Source organism: Kordia sp. E (genome assembly GCF_056033805.1).
This window is the reverse complement of the sequence record NZ_JBRASR010000002.1, coordinates 1,468,336-1,484,097: the sequence shown is the minus strand read 5'-3', so window position 1 is coordinate 1,484,097 and position 15,762 is coordinate 1,468,336. Positions and strand designations below refer to the sequence as shown.

Here is a 15,762-nt window from a genome sequence, read left to right as displayed (position 1 = left end):
GAATTGAAGAATAGTGTTCTTTACAAAATCAGGCATCTCTATCGGAATCATATGTCCGCAATTTTTTAATATGATAATCTTCGATTTTGGAACTGTTGTTGTGTCTATTTTATGTCTCTAATATTTACATAGAATTTAATTCTTTTATTTTTTTAATAATGACTTCTTTTTCTGTAAACACATATTTTTTTAATACTCCCATTTCATCAAAGTGTCTATTCAAAAACTTGTTTTCTTTATCTCGAACTAACCAGAGAACGGCTTTCATTTCATGAATCAAATTTTTAAAGCATTCATGAAGTATAAATCCCATTCCATCTAAATTACGTATATCTAATATCAAAAATTGATTTGGTTTTAGCGTATTAAAAAATTCACTTAGTGCTTCTTTTTCGTAAATACTTAAACTTCCAAATATTCTAAGCGTTAGCGGACTTTCATTTGTAATTTTCCATTGTTCCCCAATTCCAAAATAACCTTGAGTTGATTCAATATGATTTAGAATAAGTCCTTGTTTAAAACAATGATTTAAAATTAAAAACAAGTTTTTTATAATTTTAAACGCTTTTGTATGCACCTCAGGAGAATGAAATTTTATTATCTTGAATCCAGAAGGCAATTCACCTATAACGCACTCAACTCCTATTCCATCAAGTATTATTCTTTCGTCGACTTCTGGTTTTTCAATAATTTGATTGATTAATTTTTCTATTTCAACTTTTAAGTATTGTATATCAGTTTGTACTTGTTTTTTCTCTTTATGGCGCTGTTTTTCAGCATTAAGATTGAAAGATTTTAGTTTTTTTAATTCAAGATATTCAGCAGTTGTCAATTTTTCTTTTGTATCAAGTCCATTTAAGTTTTGAAGCTTCGGAAGAATTTCATACTCAATATCATTTTCATTTAATGTAATTGATGAAAAATTATGAAATGATGGTTTCAACTTGATTGTTATCATAATTTTTTAATTAATTCTTGTTTCATCATAATATCTGTTTGTTTGTCATCGCCTAACATAAAAATATGTTTATCAAATGCTACAAAGCCTATTTTCTCATAAAACCCAATAGCTTTATGGTTTTTTTCCCAAACACCAAGCCATAAATCTGTTGCATTTCTTGCTGTTGCGACTTCAAAAGACTTTGTGTATAACAATTTCCCAATTCGATTTCCTTGAAATTCATTTAATACATAAATACGTTCAATTTCCACAGTATTAGGTTTTTTTAATTCTGTTTGCGATTGCCCAAAATTAATTTTTATATATCCAACAATCTGCCCCATTAATAGTGCAAAATAACATTCTGTATCCGAATCATGTAACTCACGCTCCAATTTCTCCTTATTGAAATGATCCGTAACATAGTTTTCCATATTCTCAGAAGTATTCATATCAGCATAAGTTTCATAAAACGTTTGTATACAAATTTTATGATGTTCGTCTAGTTGTGATAATTTCGCTTTTGAAATGATTATATCTTTTTTCATTTTTTCGTTTAAAAAGTTCGAAGGATTATTTCTCTTACCAAATCAGGCATTTCTAAGGGAATCATGTGTCCGCAATTTTTCAACACCGTAATCGTTGCTTTTGAGAAATGTTGTTGTGTGTTTTTCACATGATCAATATTGACCAATGCATCTTCCTTAGAAGCAATCACGTGAATTTTTGCTTGAATGTCTTTTAACTCGTTGGTTAAATCTACACGTTGTGAAGTCGCTTTGAGTTGGCCAATTAGAACTTCTTTCCCCAAATCTGAATCCATGTCTTTTATGACTTGAATCAACTTATTATTTTCATGACTTTTTGGATGTAAAAATTGTAATGCTCTAGTTGTAGAAATTCCTTTATAATTGTGTTTTTCTAGAAAGTCAATTGTGCTTTTTCGGAGTTGTAATTCTTGTGCGTCCAAACTAGTTGCAGAAGCTGCAATGACAATCATTTTATGAATCCGATTTGGATTTGAAATTGCAAAATGCATTGCTGCATACGCGCCCATCGAAAAAGCTACTACCAATGCGTTTTCTGGTAAAATTTCATCTAACAAAGTATCTATTTCATCAAAAGAAGTTGCCGAAGTTGTATCTATAAAAACACAATCAAATTGTGTTAATTCGACACAAACAAATTCCCACAATTGTGGTGTACACATGGTTCCTGAGAGGAAATAGAGTGTTGGTTTTCTTTGCATAAAAATCCATCTATTATTTTATAAAAAAACGTACACTTCAACTCCGTTTAGTGTACGTTTATATTTAATTATTCGTCATGCTGAACTTGATTCAGCATCTCATCTGAGTTATTTTATACTTACAATTAAAAATCTTAGCTTCTTGTTGTGATCTTGAATCAAGTTCAAGATGACGCAAATAAGTTATTCAATCACCAACTTCGTTGAATCTTTACTTCCATTCCCTAAAATTTCAATTGTATACGTTCCTTTTGGTAAATAATACGCACCGTTTTTCTTTTTAGGAATCATTATATTTTCTGCCTTTTTCAAGTACTTTTTACGTCCATTTTCTGTAACGCTCAAATCGTAATTCCATGTGTTAAATCCTGCATCAGCAGTTATTTCATACTGATTCAATACAACATTGTTATCTGTAATTATCTTTACAGTAAATGTTCCAGATCTTTTAGCGTGATATGCAATTTGCTCATTAGGTACATTTGCTTCTAACCATTTGCTCCAAGTTGATCCCCAAAATGAACGATGACGTACACTTTTTGCTGTAAATACATGTATTTCTTTTGCTTTGATTGTTTCATCAGCTTCTTGTAATACTGCAATATTTGCTCTATAAATTGAACGTCCATGCGTTCCAATAAGTAAGTCTTTTGCTTGTTTTTGCACTACAATATCATGCACTGCAACATTTGGTAATCCTTTATGGAAAGGTTGCCACAAATTCCCACTATTTAAAGAAACATACGCACCATTATCTGTTCCAACATAGAGTATATTTTCGTTTTCAGGATCTTCTCTGATTACATTTACTGGTGAAGCTGGAATTCCATTTCCAATGTTTTTCCACGTTTGTCCATAATCATCAGACATATACACATAACTTGCAAAATCATCCCAACGATAACCGTTTAAGGTTGCATATACACGTTCTTTTTTGTGTGCTGAAGCAATGACACGCGAAACCCATAAATCTTTCGGTAAGTTATTTGATACTTTTTGCCAATCGCCACCGCCATTTTTCGTCACATGAATCAATCCGTCATCACTTCCAACATAGAGTAATCCAAATTGGAAAGGTGATTCAGAAATACTTGTCAACGTTCCGTAGGCAACATTTCCTTTCTTTCCTCCTTGCGTTAAATCGTTCGAAATAGTTTCCCAATCGTCTCCTTTGTTCAGCGATCTATGTAATTTATTTCCACCAAAATATAAAATATCTTGATTGTGAACTGACAAGTGAATTGGCGTTTGCCAGTTAAATCTATATGGTGATTCTCCTAATTCATGTTTTGGTTGAATGTATGTTTGACCACCATTTTCACCACGATCAATTCTAAAATAATTTCCAAATTGATATCCTGTGTATACAATATTCGGATTGCGATTATCAACAGCAACTTGCATTCCGTCTCCACCCATAATTCGTTCATACGGATATTGTCCTTCTTCATGCCATTTTACGGAAGCTTTGTAATCATTTGAACCAACCCAAACGCCATTATCTTGCAATCCACCATATACTTTGTATGGTGTTTGTTCGTCAGCATAAATTGCGTAGAATTGTCCAACAGCTGGTGTATTGCATTTAATCCAATTGTCTCCATTATCATATGAAATATTTACACCTCCATCATTTCCATTTATTAAATGATTTGGATTGTTTGGATTTACCCAAAGTGCATGATGATCTGCATGTACATTTTGGCCATTGATCGATTTGAATGTTTTTCCACCATCTCCCGAACGTAAAATTGGAACTCCTGCAATGTAGATTTGATTTTCATTTTTTGGGCTTACGCGAATCATTCCGAAATAATAACCATAAGAATATACTAAATCATCTAAGTAATCATCGTGTGTTTTATTCCATGATTTTCCACCATCAGTTGTTTTAAAAACTTGTGCTCCAATTACAGGCGTATCAAATAATAATGAGTTTGCATTTTCTAAATATTTCGCTAAATCAACTGGTTTGATTGTGTTACTTCTCACTAATTGTTTTACATTTTCAGCTCTGTATTTTTCCTGGAAACCGTTTATTTTTAAGTATGTATTTAATTCTTTATCTGTTAAGTTTAAAAACGTTTCCGAAGACATCGTTTTGAAGTCATCTTTTGTCAATGCTTTGGAATCGCTTTTCTTTTTCTTTTTTGCTTCTCGTCTAAATTGACTATCGTGAAATGCATATACAGTTTCATCATCGTAAACTGCCAATCCAATTCGTCCAACGCCATCACCTTCTGGAAATCCGGCTTTTTCACTTACTTTTTTCCAAGTTTGACCTGCGTCTGTACTTTTGTAGATTGCTGAATTGATTCCATTTCCAACAAAATCCCACGCTTTACGATCACGTTCCCACGAAGATGCGTATTGTACGTTGAAGTTGTTTGGCGAAACTGCAACATCTACAATTCCTGTATCGTTATTTATAAATAATGTTTTGCTCCATGTTTTTCCACCATCTGTAGTTCTAAAAACTCCGCGTTCTGCATTTGGTGAATATAAATGTCCTAAAACTCCAACAATAAGTTCATTACTATTGTTTGGATTGATTAAGATTCGACTGATATGATGCGAATCTAACAATCCCATGTTTTTCCAGTTCTTTCCGTTATCTGTGCTTTTTAGAAGTCCAATTCCGGCATATGATGAACGTGAAGAATTATTTTCTCCTGTTCCTACCCAAATTGTTTTTGAATTCCAATCCACAGCAATGTCACCGATATTTTGTGTTGGCGAACTGTCTAAAACTGGCTCAAACGTTGTTCCATTGTTTTTTGTGTACCACAATCCTCCAGAAGCGTACGCAACGTAAAATTCGGTTGTATTGTTTGGATTTACATCTAAATCGACCACACGACCACTCATTATTGTAGGTCCAATATTGGTAAATTCAATATTTTTTACGGTAGAATTTTGTGTAAGTGCTGCTTTTTGATTTAAAGCTTCTTGTACTTTTTCTGCAGAAGTTGGATTGCTTTGCGCAATACTAAATTGCAAGAAAAAAACAGATAATATAGATACTATTATTTTAGGTTTCATGGTTGGGTTTGGTTTAGACTTTCAAAGTAGGCAATGTTGCAAACTTGGCAAAATTTTGTTTGATTTTTTAACAATACTTGAAAAATTCATGAAATAATTCTAAAAAAGAAAACTAGAAGAAACTACGGATAATTTTATGTTTTTTTTCCAGTCAAAATATAAGATCAGAAAGATTTTTAGAAACTTCGATGTCTAATTCTAACAGAGACAATTTCTCTTTTTACAATATGTTTACCAATTTCCTTTTTTACAAAAACTGTATTATTTTTAGTATATTTCAGTATAATAACAATATACTTTAGAAATTATGGGAATACTTTATGCATTATTAATTGGAGCTATTGCAGGTTGGTTAGGTGGATATCTAATGAAAAGTGGTGGCTTTGGAATAATAGTTAATATTATATTAGGTATTATTGGTGGTATGGTAGGTAACTGGGCGCTGGGCGCTTTAGGAATTTCTATTGGCACTGGAATTTTAAGTGATATAGCTACTGGTGCTATAGGAGCAGTTATTCTTTTATTAATAGCTAGTTTTTTTAAAAAATAGTTTTAATATTCCTTAAAAAATTATAAAAAGATGCTCAAAAGAAGCATCTTTTTTATGCTTATCATTTTTTTATTTTATTTTCGAGAAACATAAATATTGATTGATGAATGCGTCTACTGCAAATTTTGAATTGTATTTAAAAACTTTTATTCAAGACACTTCTTTGAATGATCAGATTCCTGTGATATTGGAAAAATTCAACTATTTACATTTAAAAAAGAATACACTTTTTGTAGAAGAAGGCAAAATTTGCAACTATTTCTGCTTTATTGAAAGCGGTATTTTACAACATAATATTTTGGTGGAAGGTGAAGAGAAAACAACGTATCTGGCATTGAAAAATTCCGCTACAGCGGCATTAAAAAGTTTTATACATCAAATTCCATCACGCAAAAACATGAAAGCGATTAGTGATTGTGATTTGTTTGTAATTGATCAAAAAAACTTTCAATATTTACTCAAAAACAATCAAGCGTTTTATAAATTTTATTACAATTTAATTGAAAATCAAATCTACAGAATTGACGATTATCGAATCGATTTATTGACCTTAACACCTGAAGAACGTTACCAAAAATTACTTGCTAACGAACCAAAATTATTAAAAGAAGTTCCACTACATTATTTAGCGTCCTTTTTAGGAATTTCATCACGACATATGAGTCGTATTCGAAAGAATATTATTTGATAGTTCATACTCGTTATTAAGGTATATGAAAAGTATTTTTAACTCTTCAAATCGAAACATCACTTCATCAATTAATCATTCTATTTTTCAATAATAAATTGAATATCTTGCTGTTAAAACTATCTTAATTCCATATTTTTACAATCGAGCTTATTAAAATTATACAGATAAGCTAACAACTTTTGCCTCGATCTTATTGTATTATTAGACAAAACCTGCGCTATGAAAAAATTAGTATTACTATTCGTATTGCTATTGGCAATCATTGGATATGGACAACAATCTCCAAAATCCAATATTTCAAATCAATTGTACAAAGATGCACCTGAATGGGCAAAATTGATGTACAGCGAAAACCCAAACGCAAATACAGTTGACAATTTGTATGCTAGTTATTATAAAACGCATCCATACGTAAAATCGTTTCACACACAATATTATAAAAGATGGCGTAGAGCTATCAATCCTTTTTTAAACAATGAAGGTTTCTATGATCAAACTAAAAAAGATCAATTACGAGATGCTGCTAGAGCATTAAAAAACTCTCCAAATACTTCAGAAATGGGCAATTGGTCGCCTATTGGACCGTATGAAAGTTATAAAGAAGGCGGAACAGTGTTAAGCGGAGCACAAACAAATGTTTATAGTATTAGCAAATGTTTAGCAGTACCAAATACGTTGTATTGCGGGACAGAATCTGGAGAAGTGTACAAAACTATTAATGGCGGCGATACTTGGACAAATGCATCAAAAACCTTAGTAACTACATTAGCACCACAAGCAGTAATAGCCAATGGTGGCGTAAGTGCAATTGCAGTACATCCTACAAATCCTGATATTGTATACGCAGGTTCGGGAAGTGAATTATTTAAAACTACAAATGGCGGAACTTCTTGGTCAGTCGTTTTTGACAGTAACATTCCATTAACGGGTTATCTAGAAAATCCTGCAGAAATATATATTAATACAAACAATCCAGAAATTGTTTTACTTGCAGGAAAAGCAGGAATTCATAGAACTACAAATGGTGGAACCACTTGGACAAGAGTTGTCGTAAATGAATGTTTTGATTTAAAACCACAACCAGGAAACCCAAATACTTTATATGCTGTAAGACAAAATAACACTAATAATACACATCAGTTTTTAAGATCTACCGATGGTGGAATTGTTTGGCTCGTACAAAGTACAGGTTGGTATACTTCTACTGATCCAAATAGAAGTGTTGTTGGCGCACGATTAGCCGTAAGTGATGCTAATGCAAACAGAGTATATGCTTTTTTAATTGGCGATTCTAAAGCTGGTGATAATGGCTTTATTGGAGTTTACAGAAGTGATGATGCTGGTATTTCTTGGACAAATCCTATGGGATATGATGGCGCGCCATATACAGCAGCACATCCAAATTTATTAAATTCTGATACTTCTACGGATGGTTTCAATCAAGGGTTTTACAATTGTGCAACAATGGCTTCCAACTCCAATGCAGATCAAATTTTGGTTGGCGGAATTGGTATGTGGCGATCAAATGATGGTGGACAAACGTTTACTTGTGTTTTCAATTATGGTTGCGGAAGTTATGAACCAATGCACGTAGACATGCAGGATTTTAGAGCTTACGGAAACGAATATTGGGCAACTACAGATGGCGGAATTTTTAAGTCAACTGATTTATTTGCCTCACAACCAGAATTTAAAATGAACGGCGTACACGGAACTGATTTTTGGGGATTTGGCTCTGGTTGGAATCGTGATTTATTAGTTGGCGGAACATTTCATAATGGTGTAGATGTGTATTCAGAAGGTTTCCCTTTTGGGAAGTTTTTAGATTTAGGTGGTGGCGAACCAGCTTCAGGTTATGTAAATCCTGGAACAGAACAAATATATTCAACCAATATTGGAAGTCGATTCATTCCAAACACCTTAACTGGAGCAGTTATGAATGCTTCTATGGGATTAGCACCTACCGAAGAACCTTGGTTTGCACAATCGTCTGAAATGGAGTTTCATCCAAGCTGTTACAATCATGTGTATCTTGGAAATAGCAATCAATTGTTTAAAAGTTTAGATGCAGGCGCAAGTTATAATGCAATATATACAGCAGCTACAAATAGTACCGTATTAGGTATTGAAATTTCTCGTACCAATACAGATACAATGTTTATTGTGGTGCGACCAAGTTCTGGAAATTCATTTCTTGTAAAAACTACGGATGATTGGGCGACAACAAGCACAATTACATTGCCTAGTGGCAATGGAAATTTAGCATTAATTAGTTTAGACCCTGAGAACGATCAAACAATTTGGTTAGCATATCCGCGTGGAAATAATGGTAATAAAACATTTAAAAGTATAGATAGCGGCGCAACTTGGACGAATGAAACTTCAAGTGAATTAAACGGACAAAACATTCAAGTATTAACAACTATCGGAGGAACAGATGGCGGCGTTTATGTTGCCACAAGCATGTCTGTATATTATAAAAACAACACGATGTCTTCTTGGACTTTAGATAATGTAAACTTACCAACAACAATTGGTGCAAATGATTTACGACCATTTTATAGAGATGGAAAAATACGTTTAGCGAGTTATGGAAAAGGTATTTGGGAAAGTAGTTTATTTGAAACACCTTCACGACCTGTTGCTAAAATTATGGTCGATAAATTAACCGCTACTTGTGCTGGAGATATCTTTTCTTTTGACGATTATTCTATGTTGAATCATACGAATGCAACTTGGGCTTGGACTTTTGAAAATGCAGACATTGCAACTTCTTCTATCAGAAATCCTCAAGTAACTTTTACAACAACAGGAGATCATGTAGTCACGTTAACAGTAACCAATGATGCAGGAATTTCGTCAAGTGATTCTATGACCATAACAGTGGAAGGCTTGACAAATACAAACTTGGAAGAAGATTTTGAAGTGGCTTTTATGCCAGATGGTTGGAGACAAGAAGCCAACGGGAATCTTTCTTGGGCGTATGAAAATACTGTTGGAGGTTTTGGACTAAGTACAAATTCTATGTTTGTAAATAATTTTGTGACTTCGCAAGTAGGTTTACATTGTGATATTATTGCGCCTCTAAATATGTTAAATACTGATGCTGCTGATGCTACACTTACGTTTGATGTTGCGTACGCTTTATATTCTGCTGCATATGCAGATGCCCTGGAAGTTGAGATTTCTACAGATTGTGGTATGACATGGACAAATGTATACAATAAGGTTGGAAGCGTGCTAGCTACTGCACCAAATACAACAAATCAGTTTGTACCAACGGCGTCACAATGGCGAGAAGAATCTATTGATCTTACAGCTTATATTGGTAATGAAAATGTACAAGTAAAGTTTAGAAATGTGAATGCTTATGGACAAGCTTTGTATGTTGACAACATCAATTTAGGAAGTGTATTAAGCGTTGGCGAAGTTACTTCGGATGCAATTACATTTTATCCAAATCCTGTAAAGAGTAATGAGGCCGTTTTTGTAAAAAGCACCAAAAATGAAGATCTTAAATTCTCGCTGTATAACATTCAAGGAAAATTAATCGGAACTATTTTTACACAGACAAACAAAGCAATTTCAACACAACAATGGGACTTAAGTGCTGGTGTGTATTTATACAACATCCGATCAAATGATAAAATCAAAAAAGGAAAATTGATTGTGTATTAAATAGCTTATAGGTATGAAAACATACATCTTACTTATTTTTTTAATTGTTAGCTTAGGAATGTTTGCTCAGAATATTTCTAAAGGTGACTTTCAAGAATCAGAATGGTTTGTAAATACTAAAGGTAACTATCTATTTAAGTCAGATACGCTTACCATTTCAAAAATAACAACTCTTATACCCAAATCGTATAAGTATATGTCATCATTTGTGAAGATGAATTATCACAAAACGAACATTATTACCAATCTAGATTTCAGTAAAACCGATATAGATATTAATGAAATTGACACTGGATTTTGTGGCTTTAATTTTTCTAATCAAATAAACTGGAGCCTGAATCCTAAAGCACAACAATTATCTTTTTTTAAAGATGAAACCTTACTAGAAACCTATCGGGTTATTTCTACATCAACTGACGTCACTCAATGGAACAATCATTCAAAAGACACACCAATACAGTTAAATGCAGACATCTTTACTTTAACCTTGGTGAAATTAAAAAAGTAGTACTTCAAAAAAATTCCGCCATTTGGCTACTTAATTCTTTTTTTGTTTGATTATTTTTGAAGGAAATCAATTAAAATTACTGAAATGAAATACCATCCGATAGATCGCAACTTGTTTATTAAGAATAGAAAGAATTTTATGGCGCAGATGAAACCGAGTAGTTTGGCTGTGTTTAATTCAAATGATATTTACCCAATTAGCGCAGATAGCACCATGCCGTTTGAGCAACATAGAGATATCTTTTATTTAAGCGGCGTAGATCAGGAAGAAAGTATTTTAGTATTGTTTCCAGATTGTCCAAAAGAAAAACATCGTGAGATTTTATTCTTAAAAGAAACCAATGAACATATTGCGGTTTGGGAAGGTGAAAAATTAACGAAAGAAGCTGCGTTGGCAACTGCCGGAATTAAAACGGTGTATTGGTTACAAGACATGGAGAAAATCATGTTTGAAATCATGACGCAATGTGATACAGTGTATATCAACACAAACGAGCATTATCGTGCAAACGTAGAAACAGAAACACGAGAAGATCGTTTCACAAAATGGTTAACAGCCAAATATCCTGCACATAGTGTTGCAAAAAGCAATCCTATTTTACAACGTTTACGCTCTGTAAAAGATCCAATAGAATTGGATCTTTTACAAAAAGCATGTGATATTACAAACAAAGGTTTCCGTAGAATTTTAGGCTTTGTAGAACCTGGAGTTTGGGAATATGAAATTGAAGCTGAATTCATGCATGAATTTTTAAGAAATCGTTCTAAGAAATTTGCATACACGCCAATTGTAGCAGCTGGAAATAACGCAAATGTTTTACACTATATTGAAAACAATCAGCAATGTAAAGCTGGTGATTTAATTTTAATGGACGTTGGTGCAGAATACGCAAATTATGCAAGTGATATGACACGAACAATTCCAGTTTCTGGTCGTTTTACTGAGCGTCAAAAAGCAGTATATAATGCAGTAAATCGTGTAAAAAATGATGCTACTAAAATGCTTGTTCCTGGAACTATTTGGGCAGATTATCATGTAGAAGTTGGAAAATTAATGACTTCTGAATTGTTAGGTCTTGGCTTGCTAGATAAAGCAGATGTACAAAACGAAAATCCAGATTGGCCAGCATATAAAAAATATTTCATGCACGGAACTTCGCACCACATGGGATTAGATACACATGATTACGGAATATTGACGGAACCAATGCAAGCAAATATGGTATTTACTGTAGAACCAGGAATTTATATTCCAGCTGAAGGTTTTGGAATTCGTTTGGAAGATGATGTAGTAATTCAAGAAACTGGCGAACCATTTAACTTAATGCGCAACATTCCTATTGAAGCAAACGAAATTGAAGATTTGATGAATTCATAATTTTCAGATCTCTTTTACAGCTATACAAAGAAGCTGTTTTTCATGCTCATATATACTTAAAAACTCATAATTAATCAATTGTTAATTATGAGTTTTTAAGTATATTTAGTCTTCATCAATTCACAAACATTTATGATTCGTCACATAGAACCATCCGAGCACATGCGTATGCGTCCGAAATTGTATTTTAAAACGCTCTTTGAGGAAAAAACACTCGATTCACTTCCATTAGAAATTATTCAATATGCCATTGACCAAAAAAGCACAGTGATTACTGTGAACTTGTATACTGACGAGTTTTCTGTTGAATTTAATGTAGGAATGTCTTTTGAAGTGTATCAAGATTATTTGGAAGATATTACACAAGCAGAAGCTACTTTGGTGAAAATTTCCAAATCTGTTCCACTTTGGAAGAAAAGCGCTCAGGAAGCTGGTTTTGGCGAATTGATCGGCCTGATACGAATCAACGCAACTTCCGAATGGTGCAAATTACTCACGTATTCAAACGGACAAAAAGGAGCGTTTTTATTTAAAGAAGGTGTTACGCAAACGAGAACTATCTGCGGAAGCGACGAAAAGAAAAATTATACAAAAATTACCGTAAAACCTGACACTACAATATTTCCAGGCTTGGCAATCAATCCCAAAACATTACAGCAAAAAATTGATGAAGTAAATAAAAAGCTAAAGGAGCTTGATATTCAATTGCACATTCGTTAATTAAAAAAATAGTTAACTAAAAGATTATGCGACTGTTAACTATTAACTCCTATAAAAAAATTACATTTGTATGTATTAACATATGACCACGCTATGAAAAAAACTTTACTATTTCTATTCTTCTTTTCTTGTATTATTTTATCACATGCACAACAGCAATGTGGACAAGACATTGTACAGCAACAACTATATGCAACGCATCCTGAATTGCGACCTGAAAATAATCAAGCATTTCAAGATTTAGAACGCTTTACTGAAAACTTTCAAGCAAGTCCATCAACAGGAGAAGATTTCTCAGGTGTTGACGGATTAACTATTGGAACCGATTATATTATTCCAGTAGTTGTACATATTATTCATGACAATGGTGTCGAAAACATTTCAGATGCTGCCGTAGAAAGAGCCGTAGAATCTTTAAATATTTTCTTTGCTGGAACTTCCGCTTTTGACACTAATATTGACCCTAGTTTTCTTGCTGCTCGTGGAGCATTTGACACAAAAAAATTACGATTTGTATTGGCAAAATTTGATCCGCAAGGAAATCCTACGAATGGAATTGACAGACAACAAGATGCTTTTTACACAGTACGAGGAAACAATACTAATATGCGCCAAATTTATCATTGGCCACGTGAAAATTATTTTAACATTTACGTTGTTCGTCAAGCAATTGATGGAAGTGGAACTTCAGGTTTTGCAACCTTTCCGCCTAATGTAGATGGTTCAACTCTTGCTTATTTAGACGGACATGTGATGTCTGCTTGGGCATTTGGAGAACATGATGAAATGTGGCAAACTTGGTATCACAACTTATCTCATGAAGTTGGACATTGGTTGAATGTATATCATATTTGGGCAAATGCTGGTGGAAATGGTAATGATATATATTGTAATGAAGATGATGATGTAACTGATACACCAAATACGAAAGGAAATATAATTAGAGATCTAGATGATTACCCTGGCCAAGGAGCTGTAACAAATTGTGGAAGTGTAGATAATTTGACAAATATGATGGACTATACAGGCGCCACATATGCAATGTTTACACAAGGACAAAAAGTGCGTATGGAAGCCGCGTTAAATTCTAGTGTTGCTGATAGAAACAACTTATGGTCCGTAAATAATGTATTAACTACTATGTATGGTTGTACTACAGGAATTGACTCTGATGGAGATTCTATTCCTGATGCTTGTGACGATTGTCCAAATGATATAAATAATGATAGTGATGGTGATGGCGTTTGTGATAGTGCAGATCTTTGTAATGGATATCCAGATGTGAATTTAGACGCTAATCCTAATCAAAATGATGCCTGTGATACATTGCTTCCAATTATTGACTTTAGCACAGAAACAATCTTGACATATGATGTTGCACAAGATAATGGTGTTTCTGCTGTGTATGATAATGGAGCAACATTACATTTATCTGTAAACGCATGGAAAGCTATTGAAATCAATTATAATTTTACATCAAATACAGTTATTGAATTTGATTTTATGAGTACCATAGAAGGAGAAATTCATTATATCGGAATTGACGACGATTTAGCACTTGATGCTTTGTTAGGTTATAAAATATTTGGAACACAAAACGTTACTAGTTCGGCTATTTACAACAACGATTTTAATACATATACAGACGCTGATAAGTATACATACAAACATTATTCAATTCCAATTGGACAATTATATACTGGAAATGCGCAGTATTTATTCTTCTCGGCAGATAATGATAACTTTACTGAAGCGTGGACATCTGGGAATAACTATCCTGGTGGCGGAAGCTACAATAATGGAACTTCTTTCTACAGAAATGTAAAAATCTATGAAAATACTGTTTTGTCAACAGTAGAATTTCCTGACTTGAATACTCTAATTTCTATGTATCCAAATCCAGCTCAGAATGAAGTAACCATTTCAACAACAAATGGTGTTATGCTAGAAAATATCTCAATAGTGGATATCAATGGAAAAGCGATAAAAACGGTTTCACTAAAAAATCAAATTCGTAATACTATTGCAATTAACGATTTAGCTAGCGGTGTTTATTTCGTAAACATTCGTTCAGACAAAGGAGAAACTGCTACAAAGAAGTTGATCAAATTATAATACACTTACCATATCTTTTATATAAAAAAAGCACGCTTATTAGCGTGCTTTTTTACTATCAATCATGAAAAAAACTAAAGTAGTTATTCTACTACTAAAGTGTATTGAGGTGTTGGGTTTAAGGGACAAAAGTATACATATGTACCTTTTGTAAGCGTTACTTCTTTTGAATGTCCTTTTGTATCATTCTTTACAACTTCCGTCACATATGCGTTTTTAATATGGTTTGCAGCATCTGTTTTTCCTTTTGGTGCTAATACAAATCCAACATCATGTCCAACACCAGTATTTGAAATTTCAAAAACGTATGTTCCTTCTGAAAGTGTAATTGATTTTTGTGTAAATTCTCCTTTTGTTTGTTGTAAAGAAACCGTTTTCACGTTTTTCTTCATCATTTTATTTTGCGCTTGCGTAGTCATTGAAAATCCTACGAATAATACTAAAATTGCGATTAATTTTTTCATTGTAATTTTTCTTTTAAAATTTATTTTTGTGTGATTATTGAATTCTATTCAAATTTTTATGAATGCTTATTTTATGCGTGATAATAACGTTCTCTAAAGATTTTTCCATCTTTCCATTCTGTTGCAACTGCTTGCTCAGAAAGCATAGTACTTCCATCTTTCATTTTCAATTCCATTTCGGCAGTATAGAAAGAATGATTTCCTTCTACAGCAAGATTTTTTACATCATATCGTACAAACTCTTCTAACTGATTGTTGATGAAATCGTGTTCAAAATCTACATTAAACTTCTTTCCTTTTTTTGCTGCTCCATTTGCTTCTCTTAACTCTACATCATCATGTAAATATGTTTCCATTGCCTCGATAAAAGCTCCTTTTCCTAAAAGTTCATGAACGTGTTTTAAATTATTCTTTATCTGATTTTCCAT

The 15,762-nt window shown here is 33.0% G+C and carries 13 protein-coding genes; 7 read left to right on the top strand and 6 right to left on the bottom strand.

All coding sequences use genetic code 11. The features are described 5' to 3' along the window. Nucleotides 1–124 precede the first annotated feature (124 nt). The 4 genes from ACUUYC_RS09635 to ACUUYC_RS09620 all read right to left on the bottom strand — a co-directional run bounded on the left by ACUUYC_RS09635 (nt 125) and on the right by ACUUYC_RS09620 (nt 5,231). Complete coding sequence (locus tag ACUUYC_RS09635) at nt 125–958, bottom strand: hypothetical protein (RefSeq protein ID WP_474265511.1); 834 nt, start codon at nt 956–958, stop codon at nt 125–127. Then, on the bottom strand, nt 955–1,488 hold the full coding sequence (locus ACUUYC_RS09630; protein ID WP_474265510.1) for a GNAT family N-acetyltransferase: 534 nt from the start codon (nt 1,486–1,488) through the stop codon (nt 955–957). Before ACUUYC_RS09630 ends, ACUUYC_RS09635 begins: the two co-directional genes overlap by 4 nt. Before the next feature lie 8 nt (nt 1,489–1,496). Continuing rightward, complete coding sequence (locus tag ACUUYC_RS09625; RefSeq protein WP_474265509.1) at nt 1,497–2,189, bottom strand: alpha/beta fold hydrolase; 693 nt, start codon at nt 2,187–2,189, stop codon at nt 1,497–1,499. Between the two features lie 183 nt (nt 2,190–2,372). After that, nucleotides 2,373–5,231 carry a WD40/YVTN/BNR-like repeat-containing protein gene (locus ACUUYC_RS09620; protein WP_474265508.1) on the bottom strand — a complete coding sequence of 953 codons (2,859 nt, stop codon included), beginning with the start codon at nt 5,229–5,231 and terminating at the stop codon, nt 2,373–2,375. Between the two features lie 307 nt (nt 5,232–5,538). Here ACUUYC_RS09620 and ACUUYC_RS09615 point away from each other — a divergent pair, with 307 nt between their 5' ends. The 7 genes from ACUUYC_RS09615 to ACUUYC_RS09585 all read left to right on the top strand — a co-directional run bounded on the left by ACUUYC_RS09615 (nt 5,539) and on the right by ACUUYC_RS09585 (nt 14,870). Then, nucleotides 5,539–5,781, top strand: a complete 243-nt coding sequence (locus ACUUYC_RS09615) for a GlsB/YeaQ/YmgE family stress response membrane protein (protein WP_474265507.1) — start codon at nt 5,539–5,541, stop codon at nt 5,779–5,781. Nucleotides 5,782–5,884: 103 nt separating this feature from the next. Then, nucleotides 5,885–6,469: a Crp/Fnr family transcriptional regulator gene (locus tag ACUUYC_RS09610; protein WP_474265506.1), complete on the top strand. Its 585-nt coding sequence runs from the start codon at nt 5,885–5,887 to the stop codon at nt 6,467–6,469. Between the two features lie 222 nt (nt 6,470–6,691). Continuing rightward, nucleotides 6,692–10,150, top strand: a complete 3,459-nt coding sequence (locus ACUUYC_RS09605) for a T9SS type A sorting domain-containing protein (RefSeq protein WP_474265505.1) — start codon at nt 6,692–6,694, stop codon at nt 10,148–10,150. Between the two features lie 13 nt (nt 10,151–10,163). Next, the gene (locus tag ACUUYC_RS09600; protein WP_474265504.1) at nt 10,164–10,658 is read left to right on the top strand and encodes a hypothetical protein; all 495 of its coding nucleotides are present in this window, start codon (nt 10,164–10,166) and stop codon (nt 10,656–10,658) included. Between the two features lie 84 nt (nt 10,659–10,742). Continuing rightward, complete coding sequence (locus ACUUYC_RS09595; RefSeq protein ID WP_474265503.1) at nt 10,743–12,035, top strand: aminopeptidase P family protein; 1,293 nt, start codon at nt 10,743–10,745, stop codon at nt 12,033–12,035. A gap of 132 nt (nt 12,036–12,167) precedes the next feature. Further along, nucleotides 12,168–12,755 (top strand): ATP-binding protein, encoded by a 588-nt coding sequence (locus ACUUYC_RS09590; protein ID WP_474265502.1) that lies wholly within the window; start codon nt 12,168–12,170, stop codon nt 12,753–12,755. Nucleotides 12,756–12,848: 93 nt separating this feature from the next. Next, nucleotides 12,849–14,870: a M43 family zinc metalloprotease gene (locus ACUUYC_RS09585; protein WP_474265501.1), complete on the top strand. Its 2,022-nt coding sequence runs from the start codon at nt 12,849–12,851 to the stop codon at nt 14,868–14,870. 83 nt (nt 14,871–14,953) lie between these two features. Here the strand turns inward: ACUUYC_RS09585 and ACUUYC_RS09580 are convergent, their stop codons facing one another. Next, nucleotides 14,954–15,334 (bottom strand): plastocyanin/azurin family copper-binding protein, encoded by a 381-nt coding sequence (locus ACUUYC_RS09580; protein ID WP_474265500.1) that lies wholly within the window; start codon nt 15,332–15,334, stop codon nt 14,954–14,956. A 71-nt stretch (nt 15,335–15,405) separates the two neighbouring features. Next, entirely contained in the window at nt 15,406–15,762 is a 357-nt protein-coding gene (locus ACUUYC_RS09575; RefSeq protein ID WP_474265499.1) for a hypothetical protein, read from the bottom strand.

Coding starts and splice junctions, on each gene's coding strand:
- ACUUYC_RS09635 (WP_474265511.1), bottom strand. CDS start 958: ATGATAACAATCAAGTTGAAACCATCATTTCATAATTTTTCATCAATT.
- ACUUYC_RS09630 (WP_474265510.1), bottom strand. CDS start 1,488: ATGAAAAAAGATATAATCATTTCAAAAGCGAAATTATCACAACTAGAC.
- ACUUYC_RS09625 (WP_474265509.1), bottom strand. CDS start 2,189: ATGCAAAGAAAACCAACACTCTATTTCCTCTCAGGAACCATGTGTACA.
- ACUUYC_RS09620 (WP_474265508.1), bottom strand. CDS start 5,231: ATGAAACCTAAAATAATAGTATCTATATTATCTGTTTTTTTCTTGCAA.
- ACUUYC_RS09615 (WP_474265507.1), top strand. CDS start 5,539: ATGGGAATACTTTATGCATTATTAATTGGAGCTATTGCAGGTTGGTTA.
- ACUUYC_RS09610 (WP_474265506.1), top strand. CDS start 5,885: ATGAATGCGTCTACTGCAAATTTTGAATTGTATTTAAAAACTTTTATT.
- ACUUYC_RS09605 (WP_474265505.1), top strand. CDS start 6,692: ATGAAAAAATTAGTATTACTATTCGTATTGCTATTGGCAATCATTGGA.
- ACUUYC_RS09600 (WP_474265504.1), top strand. CDS start 10,164: ATGAAAACATACATCTTACTTATTTTTTTAATTGTTAGCTTAGGAATG.
- ACUUYC_RS09595 (WP_474265503.1), top strand. CDS start 10,743: ATGAAATACCATCCGATAGATCGCAACTTGTTTATTAAGAATAGAAAG.
- ACUUYC_RS09590 (WP_474265502.1), top strand. CDS start 12,168: ATGATTCGTCACATAGAACCATCCGAGCACATGCGTATGCGTCCGAAA.
- ACUUYC_RS09585 (WP_474265501.1), top strand. CDS start 12,849: ATGAAAAAAACTTTACTATTTCTATTCTTCTTTTCTTGTATTATTTTA.
- ACUUYC_RS09580 (WP_474265500.1), bottom strand. CDS start 15,334: ATGAAAAAATTAATCGCAATTTTAGTATTATTCGTAGGATTTTCAATG.
- ACUUYC_RS09575 (WP_474265499.1), bottom strand. CDS start 15,762: ATGGAAAATCAGATAAAGAATAATTTAAAACACGTTCATGAACTTTTA.